General features: G+C 39.7%; 21 protein-coding genes. 8 read left to right on the top strand and 13 right to left on the bottom strand.

The features are described from left to right. Positions 1 to 121: 121 nt before the first annotated feature. From GR929_RS00940 to hemN, 6 genes are all read right to left on the bottom strand, one after another. Complete coding sequence (locus GR929_RS00940; protein ID WP_159517034.1) at positions 122 to 676, bottom strand: RNA polymerase sigma factor; 555 nt, start codon at positions 674 to 676, stop codon at positions 122 to 124. Positions 677 to 775: 99 nt separating this feature from the next. Next, the gene (locus GR929_RS00935) at positions 776 to 1,456 is read right to left on the bottom strand and encodes an L-rhamnose mutarotase (protein WP_159517033.1); all 681 of its coding nucleotides are present in this window, start codon (positions 1,454 to 1,456) and stop codon (positions 776 to 778) included. A gap of 93 nt (positions 1,457 to 1,549) precedes the next feature. Continuing rightward, positions 1,550 to 2,563 (bottom strand): ferrochelatase, encoded by a 1,014-nt coding sequence (gene hemH / locus GR929_RS00930; RefSeq protein ID WP_159517032.1) that lies wholly within the window; start codon positions 2,561 to 2,563, stop codon positions 1,550 to 1,552. A gap of 36 nt (positions 2,564 to 2,599) precedes the next feature. Further along, positions 2,600 to 3,499 carry an oxygen-dependent coproporphyrinogen oxidase gene (hemF, locus tag GR929_RS00925; RefSeq protein ID WP_159517031.1) on the bottom strand — a complete coding sequence of 300 codons (900 nt, stop codon included), beginning with the start codon at positions 3,497 to 3,499 and terminating at the stop codon, positions 2,600 to 2,602. A gap of 18 nt (positions 3,500 to 3,517) precedes the next feature. Beyond that, the gene (hemG, locus tag GR929_RS00920) at positions 3,518 to 4,867 is read right to left on the bottom strand and encodes a protoporphyrinogen oxidase (RefSeq protein ID WP_159517030.1); all 1,350 of its coding nucleotides are present in this window, start codon (positions 4,865 to 4,867) and stop codon (positions 3,518 to 3,520) included. Positions 4,868 to 4,870: 3 nt separating this feature from the next. Next, positions 4,871 to 6,247, bottom strand: coding sequence for an oxygen-independent coproporphyrinogen III oxidase (gene hemN / locus GR929_RS00915; protein WP_159517029.1), 1,377 nt, complete (start codon positions 6,245 to 6,247; stop codon positions 4,871 to 4,873). A 441-nt stretch (positions 6,248 to 6,688) separates the two neighbouring features. Here hemN and GR929_RS00910 point away from each other — a divergent pair, with 441 nt between their 5' ends. Beyond that, positions 6,689 to 7,939, top strand: coding sequence for a C1 family peptidase (locus tag GR929_RS00910; protein ID WP_201300870.1), 1,251 nt, complete (start codon positions 6,689 to 6,691; stop codon positions 7,937 to 7,939). Between the two features lie 333 nt (positions 7,940 to 8,272). Next, on the top strand, positions 8,273 to 9,430 hold the full coding sequence (locus tag GR929_RS00905) for a serine hydrolase domain-containing protein (protein WP_159517028.1): 1,158 nt from the start codon (positions 8,273 to 8,275) through the stop codon (positions 9,428 to 9,430). Positions 9,431 to 9,475: 45 nt separating this feature from the next. On the opposite strand, the gene GR929_RS00900 is transcribed toward GR929_RS00905, so the two are convergent. Then, positions 9,476 to 10,228 carry a sulfite exporter TauE/SafE family protein gene (locus GR929_RS00900; protein WP_159517027.1) on the bottom strand — a complete coding sequence of 251 codons (753 nt, stop codon included), beginning with the start codon at positions 10,226 to 10,228 and terminating at the stop codon, positions 9,476 to 9,478. Between the two features lie 224 nt (positions 10,229 to 10,452). Here GR929_RS00900 and GR929_RS00895 point away from each other — a divergent pair, with 224 nt between their 5' ends. Further along, complete coding sequence (locus tag GR929_RS00895; RefSeq protein WP_159517026.1) at positions 10,453 to 11,748, top strand: DUF6340 family protein; 1,296 nt, start codon at positions 10,453 to 10,455, stop codon at positions 11,746 to 11,748. An 82-nt stretch (positions 11,749 to 11,830) separates the two neighbouring features. Here the strand turns inward: GR929_RS00895 and GR929_RS00890 are convergent, their stop codons facing one another. Continuing rightward, a complete protein-coding gene (locus GR929_RS00890) occupies positions 11,831 to 13,075 on the bottom strand; it encodes an Nramp family divalent metal transporter (protein ID WP_159517025.1) in 1,245 nt (414 codons plus the stop codon). 182 nt (positions 13,076 to 13,257) lie between these two features. After that, positions 13,258 to 13,974 (bottom strand): GW dipeptide domain-containing protein, encoded by a 717-nt coding sequence (locus GR929_RS00885; protein ID WP_159517024.1) that lies wholly within the window; start codon positions 13,972 to 13,974, stop codon positions 13,258 to 13,260. Between the two features lie 274 nt (positions 13,975 to 14,248). Here GR929_RS00885 and GR929_RS00880 point away from each other — a divergent pair, with 274 nt between their 5' ends. Beyond that, positions 14,249 to 16,090: a YgiQ family radical SAM protein gene (locus GR929_RS00880; protein ID WP_235934000.1), complete on the top strand. Its 1,842-nt coding sequence runs from the start codon at positions 14,249 to 14,251 to the stop codon at positions 16,088 to 16,090. Between the two features lie 57 nt (positions 16,091 to 16,147). Next, on the top strand, positions 16,148 to 16,897 hold the full coding sequence (locus GR929_RS00875; protein ID WP_159517022.1) for a DUF4197 domain-containing protein: 750 nt from the start codon (positions 16,148 to 16,150) through the stop codon (positions 16,895 to 16,897). Positions 16,898 to 16,947: 50 nt separating this feature from the next. On the opposite strand, the gene GR929_RS00870 is transcribed toward GR929_RS00875, so the two are convergent. Then, positions 16,948 to 17,892, bottom strand: coding sequence for a TIGR01212 family radical SAM protein (locus GR929_RS00870; protein WP_159517021.1), 945 nt, complete (start codon positions 17,890 to 17,892; stop codon positions 16,948 to 16,950). A 240-nt stretch (positions 17,893 to 18,132) separates the two neighbouring features. Here GR929_RS00870 and GR929_RS00865 point away from each other — a divergent pair, with 240 nt between their 5' ends. From GR929_RS00865 to GR929_RS00855, 3 genes are read left to right on the top strand one after another with little or no spacing between them, the layout of a single operon-like run. Beyond that, positions 18,133 to 19,665 (top strand): DUF4301 family protein, encoded by a 1,533-nt coding sequence (locus GR929_RS00865; protein ID WP_159517020.1) that lies wholly within the window; start codon positions 18,133 to 18,135, stop codon positions 19,663 to 19,665. Between the two features lie 51 nt (positions 19,666 to 19,716). After that, positions 19,717 to 21,135 (top strand): tetratricopeptide repeat protein, encoded by a 1,419-nt coding sequence (locus tag GR929_RS00860; protein ID WP_159517019.1) that lies wholly within the window; start codon positions 19,717 to 19,719, stop codon positions 21,133 to 21,135. A gap of 2 nt (positions 21,136 to 21,137) precedes the next feature. Further along, on the top strand, positions 21,138 to 21,896 hold the full coding sequence (locus tag GR929_RS00855) for a phosphosulfolactate synthase (protein WP_159517018.1): 759 nt from the start codon (positions 21,138 to 21,140) through the stop codon (positions 21,894 to 21,896). Between the two features lie 98 nt (positions 21,897 to 21,994). On the opposite strand, the gene GR929_RS00850 is transcribed toward GR929_RS00855, so the two are convergent. From GR929_RS00850 to GR929_RS00840, 3 genes are read right to left on the bottom strand one after another with little or no spacing between them, the layout of a single operon-like run. Then, entirely contained in the window at positions 21,995 to 22,546 is a 552-nt protein-coding gene (locus tag GR929_RS00850; RefSeq protein WP_159517017.1) for an archaemetzincin family Zn-dependent metalloprotease, read from the bottom strand. Between the two features lie 13 nt (positions 22,547 to 22,559). Further along, positions 22,560 to 23,900 (bottom strand): sigma-54-dependent transcriptional regulator, encoded by a 1,341-nt coding sequence (locus GR929_RS00845; RefSeq protein ID WP_159517016.1) that lies wholly within the window; start codon positions 23,898 to 23,900, stop codon positions 22,560 to 22,562. Between the two features lie 11 nt (positions 23,901 to 23,911). After that, positions 23,912 to 25,564 (bottom strand): sensor histidine kinase, encoded by a 1,653-nt coding sequence (locus GR929_RS00840; RefSeq protein WP_159517015.1) that lies wholly within the window; start codon positions 25,562 to 25,564, stop codon positions 23,912 to 23,914. Positions 25,565 to 25,588: the final 24 nt, after the last annotated feature.

Raw genomic sequence — 25,588 nt, 5'->3', positions numbered from 1 at the left:
ATTTCTACTAGTAAGACGCAATCCGATTCATATGAGGGTGACAGAGTTTTCTCCTTTTTTTAAATTTCCTTAAACGCCCAGACACTAACAGTTATATACCAACCACTTACAAGCAACTAATTTATTTTCTTATGCAATGAAAATGTAGCAATACAAAATCCTTCGGATCTAATTCTTCCTTTAAGAATTGATAAGATCGGGCAATCTGGGTTTTAACGGTATTGATTGAGATATCTAAACGGTCGGCAATTTCACGATAGGTTAACGACTCGAAAACAGCAAGTTCCAAAATTTTTCGCCGCTGTTCCGGAATTCGTTGAATGGCTTTATACAGATTTGCGTAGTATTCCTGCTCATTGATCGATTCTTCAGTCGGAACCTCTGGAAGCTCTTTTACTTTTACCTCAAACTTGTTTTTATCTTTCCTGATATAACTTACGATCTGATTGCGCAACACGAGAAATATATAGGCTTTCAGCGACTTTTCTATAATAATGTACTTCCGCCGATTCCAAAGCTTTATAAAACAGTCGGAAACCAATTCTTCAATAACTGTCTCCTGCTGAAGATATTTACAAGCCCATAAAAACAATTGAGAATAGTATTTATCATGAAGCCTCTTTAAAGCATTCATATCGTCAGCCACAATATTTCTCCAAATGTTTTGATCTTCCATGTAGATTAGCACAAGCAATGCTCCTCAAAAGTAAGAAAAATAAATTTTTGTGTTGATGAATATTCAGTCTTCTCCTCTGCCAGAATAGAAAAATAAAGTTTACTCAACCGGATTCAGGAATAGCCAGACAACTCCTTCTGGTGCTTCTTCAAGGCCTTCCTGATATTGACTCATTTGAGCATTCCACTCATCAACGCGAGGATTATTTTCAGTCGTTTTAGGGTTTAGCTCATCCAAGCTCTCTCCTTTCGGAATGCTGATAACCAACATCAACTGCCTTCCGGCGCGAAAAACCAACAGTTGCTGAAAACTGGCATTACAAAATCCTTGAGCAACCTCGGGCCACTCTTCAAACTGAATGCGATGATACTCCATATATTCATTTTGCTTCACCGTATCTTCAACCAGATTTGCTGTCAACAAAATGTTATCCCATTCCTCGGCAATAGAAGAATCATCACACCTTGTTCGGTCAAAACGATAAAATGGCTGATCGTAAGTTTTAATGGTAACATTCGGAAAATTTGCTTTTAGCTTTTCGCTTATTTGTTGCAGTTTCTGAGACTCAGAATAGAGAACCCAGTGGTTTTCCCAATTATACACAGCGTCCTTATCAATACCATTTTCTGCACAGAAGTTCCTCAAAGTCTCTTTCGACAATGAATTATTATCATGAGCAATCAGTTCTATTATTGAAGGATAGTCAGGCTTTTGGCTTTCATTGTTGCATGCGAAAAGAAATAAAGAAAGTACAAGGGCTAAAAGAAGTTGCTTTGTCATGAGTTCAATGTTTAATTAAAAGGTGCTATTGTCAAAAATCAGTTCTATCATCTGAATGATTCTAAAAGTTAGTTGTCCAAATGAAATGACTTTTCATGAATTAATCAATTCTTTCAAGGTCTCAATCCACAAGGGATGATCGTTCAAACTTTCAACCAATTGAATTTTTTCGCCTCCGTGTTCTTCAAATAATTCCTGATATTCGACTCCAATTTCAACGGTTGTTTCCAGACAGTCGGCAACAAATGCGGGCGCTACAAACAAAATTCGTTTTACTCCCTCTTTCGCTTTTTGAATGACCAATTCATCAGAGAATGGCTTGAGCCAGTTTTTGGTCAGCCGAGATTGAAATGATAAAGTGTAATCATCCGGTTTCAGGCCCAGCGACTTTGCCAACAAGCGGGTTGTTTGGTAACAAGTTGCCTTGTAGCAATATTTTCCATGCTCAGGCATGGCTTGTTCGCAGGTACATTCCGTTGACGCAATTTCCGGATGCACCTTATCAACTTGTCGGTTCGGTAAACCGTGATATGAAAAAACAATGTGGTCGTATGTTTCAGGCTTGAACTCTTTAATGCGTTCAGTAAATGCTTTAATAAAAGCAGGATGATCGTAAAACTGGCTTACGAATCGAATCTCCGGGATAACTGTCCATTTGGCCACTTCTTTTGATACGAATTGGCCGATCGTTCCGGTTGTTGACGATGCGTACTGCGGGAACACCGGAATAATGATCATCTTCCCAAAACGCTGGTCACGAACCTGACGAAGCACTTTTCTCAAATGCGGATTCTGATAGCGCATGGCGGTGAAAACCTGATAGTCATTGCCCAATGATGCTTGCAGCTTATCTCTGTTTTTATTGGCATTCACCAATAGTGGAGAACCTTCATCGGTCCAAAGCATCTCATAAAGCTTGGTGGATTTGGGAGCTCTAAATGGCACAATAATCAGGTTCACCAACAACTTTTGTGGAATTAGAGGGAGATCAATCACTCTACGGTCATTCAAAAACTCGAATAAATACCGTCGAACGGCAGAAACTTTGGGTTCATCAGGTGTTCCCACATTAACCAGTAAAACGGCTGTTCTTTTTGAATTGTCCATAAGCTTATGTATTCCTCAATGATTTTCAAAACAAATTTAAATATTGTGAATCCAATCGATCTCTTTTTTTAATAATCGTAGTGTTTCTTCTTCTTTCGAGCCTTCATCAGGCTGATAATCGTAGGTCCATGATGCCAGCGGTGGCATGCTTAAAAAAATCGATTCGGTACGACCATTCGACTCCAAGCCGAATTTAGTTCCCCGATCATAAAGCAGGTTGAACTCCACGTAACGGCCCCTTCGCAGTAGTTGCCATTGTCTTTCATCATCGCTGATCTCTTTCTTGCGATTGTTATTCAATAACTCAACATATATCTTCGGATAAGCCTCAGCAAGCGCTTGTGTAAAGGCAAAAAACTTTTCAAAATTTGCTTCCGAAGTCCCATCCTGATGATCGAAGAAAATTCCACCAACGCCTCTTGTTTCATCCCGATGAGGTAGATAAAAATAGTCGTCAGCCCACTTTTTATAGTCCCGGTAGAACTCCATGTCGAACTGATCGCAAACCTTTTTTAGCTGCAAATGAAACCAACTGGCTTCCTTTTTATTGACATAGTGAGGCGTCAAATCAATTCCACCTCCAAACCATGCTTTTCCGGAACTTAGTTGAAAAAAACGGACATTCATATGGGTAATAGGTACATGCACATTGCGTGGATGAATGATGGACGAAATCCCCGTAGCAAAATACTCTTCGCCATCCTGAATGCTCAACGCCTGACGCATTCGCTCACTAACCTGACCACCAACTGCCGAAAAGTTAACCGCAGCCTTTTCAATGGCATCGCCATTTTCAAGCACCATGGTGTAGCCATGTCCAATTTCCTTTTCCCAATGGTCGGTCTCAAAAATGGCACTCCCATCAGCCGAAGCTAATTCGAAACAGATTTGTTGTTGTTTTTCACGATAGGCAGAAGCAACTCTCTCATTTCTCATATTAATCAAAAATTTGCGCTATTCGATGGTCTCAGCCAGCATTCGTCCTTGCTTAATCCGGTCGGCCATGCCAATGCCGCCACGAATATTTCCTCCCAACAACAAGCCGGCATAAGTCGACTCCATTTTCTCTATCGCTTTTAGGCGATCGGCTGATTCTTTACCATACTGCGGAATAGCATGCTGATAACGATTAATAACCAACAAGTCAGGTTGCCATTTTGTTAGCCCGAGCATGCTTTTCATTTCCTTTTCAACCAATGCAACAATTTCATCATCCGGTAAGTCAGCCATTTGAGGTTTTCGTACACCACCCAAAAAAGTTGACAATAATGCTCCGCCTTTGGGAGCACGGTTCTTCAAAAATGTGGATAAAAACAAGACACCAAGAATATCGCGGTTTTCATGAAACGGGATCAGTCCTCCAAAAGCTTTGATAGGAATTCCGTTCCACTTATTATAACCAACTGAAACCTGCACAACTTTTGCGTAAGGCATGGCTTCAATTTTTTCTATTTCAGCTGAAGGAAGAAAAGGAAAAAGCGTGCGTAGAGCATATCCACCAACGGTAGAAATTACCTGATCGAATTCCTCGAATTGAGTTGATTTGTTTGAAATCTGATATTTACCATTTGAGTGAGCAATCTGCAAATCGGTTTGATTTAGCGTTATACGTTCTTCACCAACGGAATCAGCCAAAGCATTGATTAGTGATTTCAAACCACCTTTCATCGAAAACACTTCCCGTGTTGCTTTCTTATCCCAATCAGTTTTGGGTTCTTTCGATTTTTTAATGGAACCACCAATAAAACTGCCATACTTTTGCTCCAAATTATACAATTTCGGCAATGCGTATTTTGTAACCAGCTTTTCGGGATCGCCCGAATAAATCCCCAGAATAAACGGATCAACAGCATACTTCAGAAAACTTTCGCCCATGCGTCGCCTCACCAAACCGGCCAACGACTCGTTCGGATCAGTCCCCGGCTTACGAAACGGTTCGCCAAGGATTCGGAATTTGTCGTACCACGAAAACAGAGGCGTTTTAATTCCTCCCATCAAACCCGAAGGCAACGCATGCCAGCGGTCACCTTTCCATATCCATCGAAATTTGGCATCCTTATCAGCAATTTCTAATTCGCAAGCATCTCCCAATTCCTCAATTAAAGCAGCTGCCTCCGGATGTCCCAACACGCCTGTACTTGGCCCATTTTCATACATGAACCCATCCTGCTCAACCGTTTGAATCACTCCTCCTACCCGATCAGCTTTTTCGAAAACCTGAACATCAATTCCTTTCTTTTTTAGGTAATAGGCTGTGGTTAATCCAGTCAATCCGGCTCCAATAACAGCTACTTTTTTCCTCATCGTTTAAACTGATTTTGAAAACTTTTTCACACTTCCTTCCAATCGGATATCAAATACGGCGGCAATATTTCGTAAAAAGAAACGGCCTAAGTCTGTTATAAAAATCTCATCTTTCGTGTAAGTCAACAAATCGTCTGCGACAAAATCATCTAGTTTTGATTCCTTAAAATCAAGCAATTTCTTCAAGCTTTTTTCTGTTGTTTGAAATTGATCCGCTATTTGTGCCCACGACAAATACTGGTTGCACATGATCTCGTTTATAATTTGCCTGATAATTTTATCAGTTTCAGAAAGCGAATAACCTTTCACTATTTTGATTGATCCGCTTTCAACGGTATCAATATATTCTTTTACTGTTCTCGCATTTTGCGCATATACATCTTCTAACTGACTAATTCCGGTTACTCCAAAAGCATAAACTTGCCCCGTCGTTTCGCGGGTACAATAGCCCTGAAAATTTCGGTGAAGCGAGCGATTTTTCAAGGCGATTGCCATGTCATCATTCGGCTTGGCATAATGATCCAGACCAATGGGGACATAACCAGCATTCGTCATTAGTGACCAGGCTTCCTCAAACATTTTCACCTTATCTTCAGCAGCAGGCAAGCCATAATCTTCCAGCTTTTTTTGAGCCTTTTTCACCCAAGGCACGTGGGCATATGAAAAGGTCACCAAACGATCAGGGTTAATAGCAATCGCTTTTTCAATGGCTTTACCAAACGACTCGACTGTTTGATAGGGTAATCCATAAATAAAGTCGAGGTTAACCGATACTCCCACGTGCTGCCGGATCATGTGAACCAACTCGCTAATTGGTATCTCAGGCACTTCACGACGTACTGCATTTAACACTTTCTCCTGAAAATCCTGCACTCCCAGGCTAATTCGATTAAAACCGAAAGATACCAATTGATCGATATAAGCTTGATTTAATAGTGCGGGGTTACATTCAATGGCAATCTCCGGTTTATCTATAAATTGATATTCTGAATTAAAAATAGCCATCACCTCACCAATCAGTTCGGCAGGTAAAACATTTGGAGTTCCTCCTCCCCAGTGTATCTGCGAAATTTTTCGATCATGATCGATCAATTTATTCAGCATATGGATTTCCGTTTTCAGGGCTTCCATGTAGTGCTTCATCATATCCTGATCCTTGGTAATATGGGTATTACATCCGCAGTACAAACACAATTGTGTACAGAAAGGAATATGTAGGTAAATCGAGATATTTTGAGGTTCTTTCTTATTCGACTCTTCAACTGCCACCAGATAATCATCGGTTTCAAAATCGCCACCAAAAAAATTGGCTGGCGGATAACTTGTATAACGAGGAACCGGAACATTATATTTTTCAATTAACTCAACAGGTATTTTCATATGATTGTAATTGTTTGCTTTAAAATGTAACAACTGAAACTCGCTTAAAGTAACTATGTTCCCCGGTGTGAAATTTTTAGGTTCTCGCTTCTCCTATCAGAAATTTCAAACTTCAGAAAACAACAGAACGTTAAAACAGAATAAATTGACTATCAGCTTCCATGAAAACAATCTATTCGGTTAAAAGCGCTCAAAATCAATTATTACAATACTGATTTTCAACAAAATCTAAATGTATAAGAAAAAAAGTTCTCTCCCAATGAGACAAATCTGTTTTTTATCAACGAATAACCGATTTTAAGACATAAAAAACTCTTTTTTAAAAGCTTGCAGTTCTAAAAAAAGTTTTGCAAAATTATTCTCAACATTTGTAATTCCTGACATTACTCAGCGACCGATTCACTTAGAAACAGTATTTTGTCACTTTTAAATGATAATATAATGTATAAGAAATTATTACCCCTAATTGCCATTTGTCTTGCGATGAATGGCTATGCACAAAAAAACACCAGCAAAGGGAAAGTTGAAGTTTACGAAAAAGGAGAAGGTTATTACTACGAATCAATCCTGAAAGACGTAAACGCAATAAACGAAAAGCTCGAAGAGAAGGAACCTTTTGTACGATTCAAGATGGATCAGTCTGACCTCGATCTACCGAACAATCCGGATTTATATGAAACGGTCTGGTGCAACCAAACTGAATCTCAGGGAAATGCAGGAACTTGCTGGTCATTCTCAACCACTTCTTTTTACGAGTCTGAAGTATTCAGGCAAACCGGAAAGAAAGTAGAACTTTCGGAAATATACACCGTGTATTGGGAATATGTTGAAAAAGCCCGCCGTTATATTGAGAAACGAGGGGAATCATTGTTTGACGAAGGATCGGAAGGCAATGCGGTAGCTCGAATCATGAACCGTTATGGAGTTGTCCCCGAAGAAGTTTATACTGGTTTATTGGATGAACGCAAATTTCACACACATGCAAAAATGATGGAAGAAATGCGCGGATTTCTGGAGTCAATGAAGGAGAACAATGCCTGGAATATTGAATATGGACTGGAAACAATAAAAGCCATCATGAACCACCACATTGGTGAGCCTCCGGTAGAATTTACTGTACAAGGAAAAACATACACGCCCCAAACATACATGACCGATTATCTTCACTTAAACCCGACTGATTTTGTTGAAATACTTTCGTACAAACAAGAACCATACTGGCAACAAGTGGAATACAAAGTGCCGGATAACTGGTGGCACAGCGAAGACTATTACAATGTTCCGCTCAACATATTTATGGATGTTGTGAAAAAGGCCGTGAAAAAGGGATATACGATGAGTATTGGAGGCGATGTTTCGGAAACAGGCTTTAGCCGTGAAACCAATTGTGCCATGGTTCCTGATTATGATATTCCATCAGCATATATTAATGAAGATGCCCGACAATTCCGCTTTTCAAATGAAACAACCACTGATGATCATGGCATGCACCTGATTGGCATTCTGGAAAATTACAAAGGCAGTGGTGACGATTGGTACTTGATTAAAGACTCCAGTTCAGGCTCGCGAAATGTAGGTGAAGATGATCCGAAATTTGGTTACTATTTTTTCCATGAAGACTATATTAAACTAAAAATGATGGGATTTACAATTCATAAAGATGCAGTAAAAGACATTTTAGAGGAATTTTAGCTTATTTAACACGACAACAAATACAAGGAGGCTTTCATTCATTTGAAAGCCTTTTTGCATTTATTAACCTTTTTTCAGATCGAAAAATGCGCTTTTATTCCTGATTTTTTTAATTTCATGCCCCCGAAAATGAAATGCACCTTTGCAACATCATTTAACGCATCAAAACATCAACATTAACAGTCTAAAATCTCAGAATAATAAAACGACTATGATCTAACTTTGCCAACACAGAAAATTGATTGTCTGAAAGTTAAACACATTTGCGCACTACATAAAAACACAACATTGGAGTATGGAAATTGCATAAATTTAAATCAAAAAAATATAAACATGAAAAAGAAAATAGTGTTGAAAACGTTCCTCCCCCTGGTTGCATTTCTAATGGTATTTACTTCGTGTCAAAAACCAAATAAGGAAACAGAAAATGCTCCAATTTATAAGAAAAAGTACAAAGAAGAGATTCTTAAATCCAGAGATGACTTAAGAAGCTACCTAATAAGCAGCTCGGTTCCGGGTATGTCGGTTTGTGTATCGATTGATGGTGAAATTGTATGGTCTGAAGGGATTGGAGTTGCCAGCAAAGAGTTGAAAGCCCCGGCAACCCGGGAAACCAAATTTCGAATTGGAAACACGTCTGAACTACTGACCAGCTACCTCATTGCTAAATTCCACGAACAAGGCAAACTGGATCTGAACCATAGTTTTTATGAATATGTTCCTAACTTTCCGAAAAAGAAATATGATTTTACCCTGCTCGAACTAGGTTCAAGTGTTTCCGGTTTCAGAGATATGAAAATGGAAGATCTCGTGAAATATAAAGATCTAAAAAACCTCAAAGAGTATGTTCAAAAATTGGAGAATGATACACTTGTATACGAGCCAGACACCTACTTTAACGATTCGGAGTACAATTACGCGCTATTAGGTATTTTGGCGGAGAATGTTGGTAAGGACAAATTTAGCAAATTAGTTAAAAAGCAGATTCTTGACACCTTGAATATAGAAAATACACTTGTCGATTATCAACATGTAATTATTCCCAACAGAAGTGACACCTATTATCGTGATTTCATTGCACGATTGATTAAAGCGCCAGAAGTAAACCTGTTGCCATTTGCTCCTACCTTGGGGTATCTATCAACTGCCGATGATTTAAATCAGCTGGCTCAGCAAATACTTAAACCCGGCTTTTTCAACCAGGCAACACTGGATCTTTTTTACAACAAACACAAACTAAGCGAGGGCCAGGAAGTTTTGAGAAGTTTTGGTTGGATTTCAACAGCAGACCGGTTCAACCGGAAATTAATTGCCAAATTAGGGACAACAATTGGTGGCAGCTCAGCAGTTGGAGTTTTCCCCGATCAGAAACTGGTGATTACCCTATGCTCGAACCTCGGTGACGATATAGGAGAATTGCCTATTGCGAAAATTGCTGAGAAGTTTTTAGAAAAACTAGACCCGATAAAGGAAACGAAAGAAGAAAAATAACTCGATAAATAGTGATAAGACCGGAGTCATTTCCGGTCTTATTTTTTATAAGCCGACAAGCAATTTTACGGTTATCAGCGCAAGGACAACAATTAGCACATAGCGAACCAATTTTGCGCCACCTTTCATCGTAAACTTTACTCCAATCCACGCACCAAGCATATTTCCGCAAGCTAACATTAAACCACTTAGCCAATCAATCTGATCGTGAAAAATAAAGATCACGATGGCAAATATGGTATACACCAATACAATGAAAAGCTTAATAGCATTAGCCTTTACCAAATCATAGCCACAACCTAAAACCAATCCACCCAGCAAAAGAAAACCCACACCTAACTGAATAAAACCACCGTACATTCCGATAAAGAAAAAGACAATATATTGAATGAGGCTCGGTTTGGAATTCACTACGCCAACCTGTTTTTTCAACCAGGCATCCGGCTTGAAAATGATAACCAGCAGCATGAAAAACATAACAAAACCAATAATCTTCTCCAGAAGTTGAGGATCAATTTCAACCGCAAACAATGCTCCGATTATTGCACCGACAACCGCTGGCAGAGCCAATCTATAATCCGTCTTTAAATCAAATATTTTTTCTTGCCGGAATGAATTAACACCAACAATATTTTGGAATAAAATGGCTACTCGATTGGTTGCATTGGCAATATTAGCCGGCAAACCTAAAAATATCAGGAAAGGTAAAGACAACATCGATCCGCCAGCTGCCATTGCATTAATAATACCAGCGACAAGCCCGACACCCACGAGAGCAAAATAATAGTACCACTCCATTGCGATGAGCTTAGTTCAATAATTTGAGATGCACGAATATAGATAACTTTGCATTAAGCTCGAAATAACATCAACTAAATAGAAGACTCTACTCCATATACAAACCCCTTTAGCATAACAAACAATTGTTCGGATCAAGCATCGAAAAAACTTGCGAGTCAAATCAAATTTTATTTTCTTTATTGGAAAACCAAAAAAATTCACTCTTTAACCCCCTATGTATTATGAAGCAGTTGATTCGCAGATTTATTGTTTTATTGTTTGTATTAACTCCAGTACTCTCCAAGGCTCAGTTCGGGCCTCAGTTAAAAACCTATGTTTATACGGCTCCTGAAAAAACATTCCCTGATATTTACCGGGTAGCCGTGCTTAATTTTAAAAATCTTGGTCCTTATTTTTATAAAGATGCCGGAGTTGATTTTGGTACCAGGATGGTCGATTTCCTGACTGATAATCTGCTACAGGAATATCGAGGAGGAGAACCTGACAAAATATACATACAAGGTGCTGTTACCAATATCTACAAGCTCATTGAAAGGGAACAGCTCAATACCGTCATGCGTGAGCAGAATCTTCAAAGCAGCGATCGAATTGATGATCAAACTGCTGTGAGCATTGGGAAGATACTAGGAGTTGATGCCATCATCATGGGAAGTCTGTCATTCGATGTAAAAGATGAACGAACAACCTACCAAACAAAAGAAAAAGATGGCTCGAAGAAAACACATTATAAACTTGCCCGCCAGGTAACTTCTGAAGCACGAATGAAGATTATTAAAGTAGAAACTGCTGAAATCATTGGAAGTTTCACCCCCAAGCAAGCACTCGAAGATGTCGCTTATTCAGACAAAGGCTATCCCAGTCATTCTGCCGTTCAAACCGTCAATCAAATGGCTGATGATTGCTTCCGTTTTCTGGCATCTGAATGTGCCAACTATTGCTCACCCTACTACCGATACGAATCATTCGACATTGAACGTGTTCGCGTGAAAGAATTTAAAGACCGTGCTAAAGATGCCGAAGATTACATGAAAAAGGGTGAAATAGATCGAGCCTATAAATTATACAAAGCCATGTACGATGAGGATAGTTATAATCCTGAACTCGCTTATAATTTGGGGATCTTGTATGAAGCGACCGGTGACTTTGAACAAGCTTATAGTCTTTACGGAGTTGCATACCAACTTGATGAAGACAAAAATAAATACCACAAAGCATACCAACAGGCCGAAAGTGAACTAGCATTAGTAAGCTACCTAAATGAAATGGGATTGGATATCAAAAAATATGAGTTTCGTGAAGGTGGAGCAAGTGTTCTTGCAGACAAAATAAAAACCAAGGGAAATCGCAATGATCGTATTCCTGTAAGAATTAAACCAGTTAATGGAGAACAGATTGTTGCTCGTGTACCGGGAGACCTGGAATTCAAAATCAAAAACCGATTGAAGGACTGGTATGAAATTGAACTTCTGGGTGGGAAATCAGGGTTCGTACATAAATCAGACGTAAGAGAAGAATAGAAATTATTCGTCGATCTTGTAGGTTACAAAAAATCAGCTATTTGAATTGAGTAGCTGATTTTTTTTTGCAAACTCCGAATATCTACACAAATCGAATCCACAAAAAGTACAAAGCAAAAGTTGTTAGTACAATCAATCCAACCCACGATAATACCATCAAAAAACGTCCTGGTTTGTATTTATCCGGCACATGTTTAGCCGTAATCGCTTTTAAGTTTAAAAAGCCGATTACTGGTGCTGTAATGAATGATAAAGTTGTCGCAATATCAACCAACAATTTCATCTTATCGGAGAATTGAAAAATCAATAGTACTGCGCCCGCAGCCAAAACAATCATCCACAAAAGGTTCAATTTTGTGTAACTCGTACTTTTTGTGTTCTCGGGTTTTAAGGTATCCACAACTGAATTAAGCACCCGCGGATAGGCATCCAAAACAGTAAGGGTTGTGCTAAACATGGTGGCAATAGCTGCAACGGCGATAATCCAATACGACCAACCTCCTATTGTTTTGGTGTATAATGACAACAACTGCTTTGAAAAAGCAACCCCGCCTGTTGCGAATATTTCGCCGGAATTATACATGACCATGGCCCCCAAGCCAAGAAAAGCCAATGCAAAAAACACAGTAGTAAAATAACCAATATTAAAATCGAGCATCGACTCCTTCAAGCTGGGTTTGTAACCCGATTCCTTGATCTTGGCAATTGTCCATAATGAATTCCATACCGAAATATCAATAGCACTTGGCATCCACCCAACTAAAGCAACTAAAAACGAGATATTCGTTGTATTCCATACAAACGGGACATCTTCCCGAACAACCATAGTTCCAGTAGTTGTAAAAGAAGCGACCAAAGCTGTAATAGTGGAAAGCGACAAAACTATAATAACAAATTTGATTAGCCGATCCAATGTTTTATAGTGACCAATCAGAATGATTAAAGCACAGATCAGTAATAAGATGATTGTGAATTGTAAATAACTCAACGAAAAGGGCAATACAGAACCAATAATGCCGACCGTAACCGATGTTACAGCGGCCAGTATGGTGAACATCGTTGCAATGGTGAGAATTAGAAATAAATAAACCACCCACTTCCCCATTCTTCGGTAACCAGCAATCAAACTTTCGCCGGATGCAATTGCATACCGTGGCCCGAATTGAAAAAATGGATATTTAAACAGATTCGCGAGCAGAACGACAATAATCAGTTGAAATCCGTAATTGGCTCCTGCCCTGGTTGATTGAACAAGATGTGATACTCCAATTGCAGCTGCTGCCCAAATCAATCCCGGACCGATTGCCTTCCACCATTGTTTTTGCATAAACCTGAATTAACTCAATATTATTGAACATCAAAAATACTGAAAAGAAGGGAATTACAAGCTCTTAATAGTACTCATCCATTTACAAACAACAATTCACCCATCCGAAATTACGTCAAAAAACAAAGACTCCTTTGACACTAAAATCCAAAGGAGTCTTCTATTGTGTATAATCCAATACCTTAATTTGTAATCTTTCCTTGTTCCAAAATCAAATCGTAAAAATAGCCGGCTCCAAAGTCCTTATCTAAAACAACAACACCTTCAACTGTAATCACATCGCCAACCTGAGCTGTTTCATCCGATGTAAACGTTAAATCATAAATCTCGCCAAACTTGGTACCATCCTGAATGTGCAGCCAGTTGCGCCCCATGATATTTGAGTTAACTTTTACAACCTTGCCCTTAACTTTTACCGTTTTGTTTGAATAATCAGCTTTTGATTCATACAATTGAGCAATTGTCAATCCTCCATCAACCGGTTGAATGTCAATATCAGAATTATAATCTTCAATCGCTTTTCCCTGAGGCGAAGTTTTTCCGGCCATTGGATTACTCGTAGTCGCCTTAATAGGTTCTGTACTGAAGTTTTGGACAAAGAAAATAGTCTCAAACGTACGATCCAATGCCTTACTATTAAAGTCTTTCATTTCTAATGGCGAATCGTAATAATATTTTTCACCTTCACTAACCTCCTGACTGTTGACCGCCATCCAAAATTCTTTTCCATTTTCTTCAACCTTCAAATAAGTATAACTATCCGTTTGAATGATTTCATTCACAGTCACCTGATGCATTAAAGTATTGGTATCTATAGGTTTTACAGGTTCTTTCTTTTTCTGTACACAAGAAGATAGCGCGAAGCTACTAACAAGAAATAATGCAATTAAAAATCTCATAAATTGTATTTTAAATTATTCATCAATAAATTCAGTTATTCGCTAAAAGTAAACAAAACGTTTAAAATAAAGTTAGATCGAAAATTGATATTTAGCAATTTCTTTCTCTTGAAAACAAACAATTAGTTTTCCCAAAATACAAAACAGGTCTGAAAGCACCTAAACCTTAAAGCGGCTATTTTTAAACTTACCACGTCAAAAAAAAGAGCTTAAAGTCTTTTTAATCAGCAAAAGCATGGTATCTTTGCAGTTGCAAATTTCAAAACGAAATAACGTGAATCAATTATACGCAAAATACAAACCAAGCGATTGGTTACCAACAACCAAAAAAGAAATTGAACAGCGAGGATGGGATGAATTGGATGTCATTTTATTTACCGGAGATGCCTATGTTGATCATCCATCGTTTGGAGCTGCTGTGATTGGGAGGATATTGGAGGCAGAAGGATTGCGAATTGCGATTGTGCCGCAACCCAACTGGCAGGATGATTTGCGAGATTTTAAAAAACTAGGTGCTCCACGGCTTTATTTCGCGGTAACCTCGGGCAATATGGACTCGATGGTGAACCACTACACCGCCAACAAACGCAAGCGATCTAATGATGCCTACACACCGGGGGGACAACAAAATAAACGTCCCGACTATGCTGCAACGGTATATTGCAACATTCTGAAAGATTTGTATCCTGAAACTCCAATTATGTTGGGCGGTATTGAAGCTTCGCTGCGTCGTGTTACTCATTACGATTATTGGCAAAATAAATTGAAGCCCTCCATTTTGGTTGATTCAAAAGCCGATCTGCTTTTCTATGGAATGGGCGAAAAATCAATTATCGATTTTACCAATTTAGTCAAACGAGGCGTCGATGCCCGAACCATTACCAACTTGCCACAAACCGCCTTTTTGGCGGAGCAAGGAGAAAAATATGCCACCAATAAAAAGTGGAACAACATCGATTTATTTTCGCACGACGAGTGTTTGGGTGACAAGAAAAAGTTTGCCAAAAACTTCATGCACATCGAGGAAGAGTCAAACAAATCGGAAGCCAACAAAATTACCCAGCAAATTGGCAACAAACAGGTGGTTGTAAATCCCCCATGGCCGCCGCTGGAAGAAAAGGAAATTGACCGTTTTTATGATTTGCCCTTTACGCGGCTTCCACATCCAAAATATAAAAGCAAGGAAACCATTCCGGCCTACGAAATGATTCGCCACTCGATCAACATTCACCGGGGTTGTTTTGGCGGCTGTACGTTTTGCACCATTTCGGCACATCAGGGGAAATTTATTGCCAGCCGTTCCGAAAAATCCATTTTGAAGGAGCTGGAGCAAGTTACCCAGATGCCCGACTTTAAAGGCTATATTTCCGACCTTGGCGGGCCTTCAGCCAACATGTATAAAATGAAGGGGATTCATGAGGAAATCTGCCGTAAATGCAAACGTCCTTCCTGTATTTTTCCTGATGTTTGTAAAAATCTGGATGTCGATCACAAGCCCATGCTCGATTTGTACCGAAAAGTCCGTCAGCACCCGAAAATAAAGAAAGCTTTTGTTGGAAGCGGCATTCGTTACGATATGATTTTGCATGAAACCAAAGATAAACAGGTCAACAAAAATAACATGACCTATTTGCGCGAAGTGGTCAAACACCACGTATCAGGTCGGTTAAAAGTTGCTCCTGAGCACACTTCAGACGATGTATTGAAAATCATGCGAAAACCTTCATTCAGTCTATTTTATAAATTGAATAAGGCTTTTAACGAAATCAATAAAAAGGAAGGGCTAAACCAACAATTAGTTCCCTACTTCATTTCGAGCCACCCCGGATGCCAAAACACCGATATGGCCAACCTGGCAGCCGAAACCAAGCAATTGGATTTCAAGCTGGAGCAAGTTCAGGATTTCACTCCTACTCCGATGACTTTAGCCACTGTTATTTATTATACCGGCTATCATCCATACACTATGGAAAAAGTTTACACAGCTAAGTCGAAAAAAGAAAAACTATCGCAACGGAAATTCTTTTTCTGGTATAAACGAGAATATCAGCAACAAATTCGACAAGAATTAACTAAATTGAACCGCAAAGATTTATTGAAGAAAATTATGAATTAGTCATTCGTAATTGAACAATTAGTCACTGGTTTAATTTAGAATTTGAAACTTTTTACCATGAAAATAAAATTTGCCTTTATCGGAATTTTGATGATCGTGCTTGCCGGGTGCGCGGAGATGCAACAAATCGCAAAAACGATTTACGACGAGGAAGCACCATTGTCCCAGTCTGAAATAATTGCAGGTTTAAAACAAGCCCTGATTGTTGGAACCGACAGTTCGGTCGCAGAACTCTCCGGATTGAATGGCTATTTAAAGGATGAGGCAGTAAAAATCCTACTTCCTCCCGAAGCTGATGCCATTACCAAAAACCTGAGTAAACTTCCGGGCGGACAAGACTTGGTTGATAAAGTGATTACCAACATCAATCAGGCAGCATCGGATGCGGCAAAGGACGCTGCTCCAATTTTATTGAATAGCATCAAGCAAATGACCATACAAGATGCCGCCGGCATTTTGACCGGAGGTGACAATGCTGCCACTGAATACCTGAAACGTACCAACTACGATGCGCTAGTCAACCTCTATCAGCCTAAAATTGAGACTTCTCTCGATAAAAAGTTGGTCGGTAATCTTTCGGCTCAACAATCGTGGGACGAAATGACCGGGCAATGGAATAAGGTAGCCGGATCGTTTGTCGGCCAGCTGGCCGATTTGGATAAAGTTGAAACTGACTTAAGCGCATACCTTACCAAACGGGCAATGGATGGTCTTTTCCTAAAGATTGGAGAAACAGAGAAAAACATTCGCCAAGATCCTGCCGCCAGGGTTACAGACCTTCTGAAACGGGTTTTTTCAAAACAATAAAAATGACACCCATTTCTATTTTCTGAATTTGGAGTTTGAAACCTGAAACTTCAAGAATGAAGTCGTCCTTGCCAGGTATTTCTTTCTTTCAGGCGTTTTTCAACTTTAGCCACAAACTCAAAATTCTTTAATCCCCATTTAGGGGCAATCAACAACTCTTTGGGCGCCTGACTAATAAACCGTTCTACAATAATTTCAGGACTGAGTAACTCCAGATATTCAATCACCAGATCGATATACTCGTCGGCAGTAAGCAACTGAAAATCCTCCGGATGCTCTTTAAACTCGACTGCCATCCGGGTCCCTTTATGAATTTGAAGCTGGTGCAATTTTATATTTTCAACCGGTAGCTGACTGATTATTGTAGCTTGGGATAATAGTTGCTCCCTGCTTTCGCCCGGCAGACCAAGAATTACATGAGCACAGGTATGAATGCCCCGGGAAGCTGTTTCGCGAATAGCCCAACAAGCCTGCTCAAAAGTATGTCCCCGGTTTATTCTCTCCAATGTTTCATCGTTTACCGACTCCACGCCATATTCAACCATCACATAATAATCTTTCGAAAGATCGGCCAGGTAATTCAGTATCTCATCATCGACGCAATCAGGGCGGGTGCCAAGCACCAATCCAATAATTTTAGGATGAGCCAAAGCTTCTTCGTATCGTTCCTTTAAAACGGTAAGATCAGCATAGGTATTTGAATAAGCCTGAAAATAGGCCAGAAACTTCATCGCCTGATACTTCTTCGAGAAAAAATCAATCCCTTCAGTTACCTGCTCGGCGATGTTTTTATCAAATCGACAATAGTCTGGCTTAAATGTTTGGTTATTGCAATACGAGCAACCACTTGAAGCCTTTGTTCCATCCCGATTCGGACAGGTAAAACCGGCATCAATCGAAATTTTCTGTACGCGTTCGCTAAACAGCGTTCGAAAATGTGTCGAAAAGTCGTTGTAACGTTTATGATGTCCCCAAGGGAAAATTTGATCAGTCATAGCTTAAAATATTACGCGAAAATAAAATAAATGCGATTCAATAAAGATTAATTCAATCTGAAAACCACGTATTAAATCGAACATTCAACTGAATCGTATCTGCTTATTCACTTGAAAATGAAAAAACAAGCTGCTTCTTATCAACAAATGTTGAAAACTTTAAACTCCTTCAGGTATGATAACGTTCTTATTGTATCGCCTATTTTCTAATTTTATAGTAACTCAATAATACATCAATCTATGTTTACAGCTGAAGATTTAGATTTTATCGAAAAGAGAGGGAGTAACTTATCCACCGTAAAAGAACAAGTCAAAAATTTCGAAAAAGGGTTTCCATTTATGGAAATCATACAAGCAGCCAATATTGGAAAAGGCATCATCCAACTTAATGCTGAACACGCCGAAGAATTCATCAATTTTTTTGACAAAAACCTTGAAAAGGGAATCTCAATCTTGAAGTTTGTTCCTGCCTCAGGTGCCGCCAGCCGGATGTTTAAAAGCCTGTTTGAAGCGAAGTCGAAGTTGGAAAGCGGAGTAAGCGAGGACGAAGTTTGTAACGACAAGGACATCAAAACTTTTTTCGATCGCTTAAAAGATTTTGCCTTTTATTCAGATCTGGAGAAAGCAGCCGGCAAACCGGTTGACCAACTCTCCGCACTCGAAGTTCTAAACCTTTTGCTCACCGACGATGGTTTGAATTATGGCAATCTTCCCAAAGGCCTGTTACAATTCCATCAATACGGAAAAAAATCGCGTACCCCTTTTGAAGAACATTGTGTTGAGGGAGCGCTCTATTCAAAAGACACATCAGGCAAAGTAAAAATTCATTTTACGGTATCGCCCGAACATCAGGAAGCTTTTCAAGCACACCTGAAAGAAATACAATCAACTTACGAAGATCAGTTCGGACTAACTTACGACATTACATTCAGCCAGCAAAAACCATCGACTGACACGATAGCGGTAGACATGAAAAACGAGCCTTTCCGCAATGAAGATGACAGTTTACTTTTCCGACCCGGCGGACATGGAGCTTTGCTGGACAATCTGAATGATTTAGATGCGGATTTAATCTTTATAAAAAACATTGACAATGTTGTTCCTGACTATTTGAAAGACGAAACGGTCAAGTATAAAAAGGCATTGGCTGGGTTACTGCTTAACTACCAAAAGCGAATTTTCAGCTACCAGCAAATTTTGGACGAGCGTCACTACTCAGCACTAGATAGTAAGTTTTATTCTGAAGCATCTAGCTTTCTCGAAAATGTTTTAAATGTAAAACCGCCATCCAATCAATATTACACCGAAAAAGAAGAATTATATCACTACTTGAAATCAAAATTCAATCGCCCAATCCGGGTTTGTGGAATGGTGAAAAATGAAGGGGAACCCGGTGGTGGTCCGTTTTGGGCAAAAAATGCCGATGATTCAGTCTCGCTTCAGGTTGTTGAAAGCAGTCAGGTTGACATGCAAATTGAACAACAAAAATTAATTGCGCAACAAGCCAGCCACTTCAATCCGGTAGACCTGGTTTGCGGGGTAAAAAATTACAAAGGAAAATCGTATAATTTACTAGAATACAGAGATCCTAAAACAGGATTTATTTCTTATAAGTCAAAAGATGGAAAAGAACTAAAAGCCCAGGAATTGCCTGGACTATGGAATGGAGCTATGGCTGATTGGAACACACTTTTTGTGGAAGTTCCAATCCTGACTTTCAATCCGGTAAAAACGGTGAACGACTTATTACGAAAAGAGCACCAGCCAGATTAAGTAATTCTAAAAAGTATTATTAAATTTGCACCTGCTATTTTTTTGGATTCTATGGAAGAAGACTCAAGGGACTTTTACGAAAATGAGGAAATTGATGAAGCGGTCAGACGCTTCAAGAGGATGATGAATTCCGATCAAACAGACTACTTTGATGTTTTTGAGGTGGAAGGTATTGTTGATTATTTTTTGGATGAAGGTAAAATTAGCATGGCCAATTTAGCCATCGATAATGGCATCAAAATTCATCCTTCTTCAATAGCCCTTCAAATTAAGAAAGCACAACTACTTCTGGTTGATGGGAAAGTGGAAAAATCACTTGATTTAATTCACTTAGTCGAAATGGTCGAAAACAGCAATTCGGACATCTATCTGATTAAAGGTTCAGCCTTGATTATGATGGGTATGGTTGACGAAGCAATTGTCGCCTACGAGCAATCTGTTTTTCACAATTACGATGAAGAAGATGAGTTGCTTTACAACATCGGCATCACGCTTGGGCAAGCCGATGAGTTTAAAAAAGCGATTTCATTCCTGGAACGTGCTTACCACGCAAACCCTCGCAATGAACAGGTTTTATACGAATTGGCTTACTATTGCGACAAAGAAGGTCTGGATGAAAAGAGTATTCATTACTACAACAAATACCTCGACATTGATCCATTTAATTCGTCGGTTTGGTACAATCTGGGCATTTCATTAAACCGATTAGGAAAGCACGATAAAGCGATCGAAGCGTATGACTTTTCAATCGCGCTTAACGATGAGTTCGAACAGGCGCTTTTTAATAAAGCCAATGCCTTCTCCAACAACAACCAATACGAAGAGGCCATCAAGTGCTATCAGGATTACATTGAAATCGACAAAGAGAACGATGACGCTTATTGTTATTTAGGCGAATGTTATCTGAATCTGGATCGTTACAATGAAGCCTTGGTATATTATCAAAAAGCTATTCGGATTAATAAGAACAACGCGAATGCATGGTATGGATCAGGCCTGGTGATGTGGATTGAAAACCAAGTAGATGAAAGTCAAATTCTCATTAAAAAAGCCATTAAGCTGGAAGATGAAAATCCTGAATTCTGGCTGATGTACGGTAAAATAAACCACGAACTGAGTCTTTACGATCTGGCAGAAACAGCATTTGAAAGAGCAACCAATCTTGATCCTGATAACCGTGAAAGCTGGATTGCTTATGCCGAAATGCAGTACGAACGAGGCATGCTTCAAGAGTCGATAACCATACTGAAGAAAGCTCATGATATGATTGCTGATGATTCGAGCATTAACTATCGTTTGACAGCTTACCTGCTTGAAAACGACGATGAGCGATCAGCTACTGACTATTTTAAAATCGCACTTAAAGCTGATTTTAACGGATACGACACCTTATTTGATTATTACCCGAAAGCCCTACAAAACGAGTCCATTAAACAATTGATAAAAGAATACCAATCAACCAAATTTTAATAATGAATTTCAACTTACCGTTTATTCCTGAGCGTCCGGAAAAACCAAGATCTTCTGGCTTAACCATGGTAATGGATAAGGGATTAAGCCTTAAAGAAGCCGAAAGTTTATGTGAAGTCGCATCGGATTATTCTGATTTTGTAAAGCTTGGATTTGGCACCGGGTTATTAACTCCGGGACTGAAGGAAAAAATAAACGTTTACAAGCAGGCCGGAATCACGCCTTATTTTGGCGGTACACTTTTCGAAGCCTTTATCGCCCGGAATATGTTTGATGACTACCGTCGATTCATTGATGATAGTGGCGTTGAAGCCGCTGAAGTTTCCGATGGTGTTTTGCCGATCAACCACGATAAAAAATGCGAATATATTCGTGTGCTGTCAAAAGATTTTCAAACCTTTTCAGAAGTAGGCACAAAATTGAAAGGAAAAGAGATTAGCAACATCGAGTGGGTTTCGTGGATGAAAAGCGAGCTGGAAGCGGGAGCCTGGAAAGTAATTGCCGAAGCACGCGAGAGTGGCAACATGGGCATCTACAATGAAGATGGATCAGCCAATTGCAATTTGGTAATGGATATCAAAAAAGAAATTAATACGGAAGATATTTTGTGGGAAGCACCACTTAAAAGTCAACAAGTTTGGTTTATCAAACTATTAGGAGCCAATGTAAACCTCGGTAATATTTCAAACACCGAAGTGATTCCACTAGAAACACTTCGCAGGGGGCTTCGGGGAGATACCCTACTTAGCTTTCTTCCATAAAAAAACAATTTTCACCTAAAGATATTTGAAACCACCGCACTCAACGGTGGTTTTTTTTGATTAATTAAGAGAGATAGAGCCGACAGGTTTTTCTTTTTCTACAGCGATTCTGCAACAAATGAAATATCCAGTTTCTTTCTGCATTTGGAACAGAATGACCAGTTTTTCTGATCGATATCTTCAACGTAAGTGCTTGAACGCATCACACAGACTGGATTCTGGCAGTGGATCAGTCCGAAGGTGTGACCGAGTTCGTGAATCACTTCTTTGCGCAACCGGTCAACGAAAACCTTTTCATCGGCTTCAAGCCCATAGCGTTCATTTTTCAACCGGTAAGCTGATGCGATGCCACATCTTCCGTTTAAATAAGCCTGACCAAAAATGAACGTTAAAATAGGGATGTAAAGATCAACATTTAAAATCCCTAAGGTTTTTGATTTGTCCGAAGCAAAACGCCTTCCAATTTCTTCCAACAATTTATTACCGTCATATTGTTTGCGGGCAGGCTCAAAATATTCGCTTAAATCAAGGTATCCTTCCTGTGTTTTTACCGGTACCGAGAATTCGCGTTCCACATCATGAATGATTTCGGCGAGAAAATCTCTCCCAAAATATCCAAATGAAATTAATTTGATGCTTTCCGGCTTCATTCTCAATACCAATCTAATTGCTTTGTTTTAAATTGTACTTCTTAATTTTATTGTACAAAGTTACCCGGTCAATTTTCAGGGCCTTTGCTGATACGGAAATATTCCAATTGTATTTGTCCAGAATTTGAAGGACGTGATGTTTCTCCAACTCATTGAGACTCTCAAAGGACGGCATCGATTTGTTTTTTTCGATTGGCAAATCTTTCAAGCAGATTTTTTTGCCGTTTCCAACCACAATTGCCCTTTCTATCATATTCTCCAGTTCGCGGATATTGCCTGGAAACGGAAACTCCGCTAACCGTGACAATGCTGCTGGTTCGATTGACATAACTGGTCTGTTCATTGTAGAGCAGTACTTTTTGATGAAATACTCGGTCAACAAAGGAATGTCTTCCGTTCGCTCGCGCAACGGCGGAACACGAATATTGACCACATTGAGCCTGTAAAATAAATCTTCTCTGAATGCTCCATTGTCCACCATCGTTTTTAGGTCGCGGTTAGTCGCACAAATAACCCGAAAATCGGACTTAATCTCCTTGTTTCCACCAACCCGAACAAAGCTTTTGGTTTCCAGCACTCGCAATAATTCTACCTGCATTTTTGTTGAGATGGTGGCAATCTCATCCAGAAAGATTGTTCCATTGTCAGCCATTTCAAACCGACCTTTCCGGTTATAAACAGCTCCCGTGAAAGCTCCTTTTTCGTGGCCGAACAATTCACTTTCGAGCAAACTTTCGGACAAAGCTCCGCAATGCACACTCACTAAAGGGAAAAACTTACGAGGCGAATTGACATGAATGGCACGGGCAACCAGTTCCTTTCCGGTTCCGCTTTCCCCCGTAATAATAACCGAAGCAGAGGATTGTGCAACACTCTCAATTTCAAGAAGTACTTGCTGCATAGCCTTACTTTCGCCAATCAGGTCTTCCACATTTTCAAGCGAAACCACTTTATCTCTTAACACCTCATTTTCCTCCATCAAACTGATCTGCCTGGAGGCATTGCGAATCAAATGAGACAGGTCGTCCGGATCAAAAGGCTTAGTCACATAATCGAATGCGCCATCTTTTAACGCCTGCACCGCGGTATCAACCGTCGCAAAAGCCGTCATCATAATGACAATAGCCTCTTTTCGTATGGTTTTGATCCGCTTCAACATCTCCAGCCCGTCCATTCCAGGCATTTTAATATCGGCCAGCACAATATCGAAAGTTTCGGATTCAATTAGCGACAATGCTTTTTTTGCATCTTCGGCAGAGACAACACGGTAACCGTCTTCGATAAACCAACTGCACAGGGACTCCCTGACAGACCTTTCATCATCAACAATCAATATGGATATTTTCTTCGCCATGGTTCGTTTTTTTAAGTCTTTATTAAAGGTAAGGTGATAGCTATAGTCGTTTCTTTCCCACGTTCTGATTTCACTTCTATTTTTCCCTGGTGGTTTTGCACAATGCCATGTACTACCGACAAGCCAAGGCCAATACCGCTAGCTTTCTCCTTAGTTGAAAAGAAGGGTTCAAAAACGTGGGGAAGATCTTCTTCTGTAATTCCAATTCCATTATCAGTAAATTCGATCCTGATCTGTTCGTTGTCTGGGTTATGGGAACAAACGACAATTTCACCATTCTCAGAAACGGCTTCCGAGGAATTAACCAAAATCGCAATGCAGGCTTGTTTAATTTGATTGGGGCTACACGAAATCAAATCTTTTTTGGCAGAAAAATCGGATAGGAAGTGGATGTTGGCAATTTTCATAGGGTGAGTCATCAGTTCCACTGTGTCCTTCAGGATTTCATGCAAGTGGCGTGGCTCAAAACCTTCTTGGTCTTTTCTTGAAAAGTCCAGCAATCCTTTCACAATGTCTCCACAACGCTTCGTTTCGCTTTCAATAAATTTTAAATGTTTTAGCATCGTGCCAACTTTATCCTGATCCAGATTTGGATTGCTTAGCTGTTTGTGGATCAACTTTGTGTACACCAAAATGCCCGAAAGTGGGTTGTTGATTTCATGGGCAACCGAAAGGGATAATTTCCCTAGTGACGAAATCCGCTCAATATTAATTAACTCATTCTGCGCTTGTCCCAGTTCTTCCGATTTCTTTTGGACTTTGTATTCCAGTTGTTGTGACCAATTTTGAAGCTCCGTTGTTGCCGTTTGCAGGTTATCCAGCATTTCGTTGAATGCATAGGAAACCATGCGCATGTCCGAAAGCTGGTTTGATCTGATTTCCAGTCGTGTATTTTTATCGCCTTTGGTTACTGCCTCTGAGGCCAAAATAATCTTGTTGAGTGGATTTTTAATTTTCTTATTCGTGAACAGAATTAAAAACACAATAAGTATGACAGTCATCAGTGCGGCCATCAAAAAAAAATCAGTGGTTGATTCTTGTAATGCGCTGTCCAACTTTTCCAGCGGCATTTTAATGATTAACGATCCAAGCACTTTTTCGTCTGCGCTGTGAGCATGACATGCCGCAGTGAAGCAAGATGGATTATTCAGAATGGGCGACTTGATCATCAGGTTACGAATGCTGTCATTGTCCGGGTTCATGATGCATTCGCTTTTCGCTTCGATAATGCGGTAAGATTTTTCGTCGCGCGAAAACATCTGCTCAAAATCCTCGTGGCAGCTGACACAGTCCGGATCGCTATGATTGGACGAGTTGGGCGAAATTGACGTATAGGCCAGGTTGTTGCTGTTATCATACATACTCACATTGTCAATGCCCGACATGGAGTTGATCAGATCCAAGGTCCTTTGGAGCGAAGCCTGGTCATTTTTTAACATGGCATCGTACAAAGCACCTTCAACCAGATAACCAATATTATTGCCGTTTTCGCTGATCACCGATTTCATGTAATTTTCATTGACCGAGCGAAAAATAACCCCGAAAGAAACAAACAGCACGAGCGAAGCGATTGTGATAATAAATACAACACGTCCGTAGATGGACGACCGGAACTTGACATACCCTTTGACAAGAGGTGTTCCGATATGGTTTTTGTTTTTCATTCTTTTATACCAAGGCATAAGGTT

It is taken from the genome of Sunxiuqinia indica, from assembly GCF_009847015.1.
GTDB lineage: Bacteria > Bacteroidota > Bacteroidia > Bacteroidales > Prolixibacteraceae > Sunxiuqinia > Sunxiuqinia indica.
This window is presented reverse-complemented; position numbering and strand designations above follow the sequence as displayed.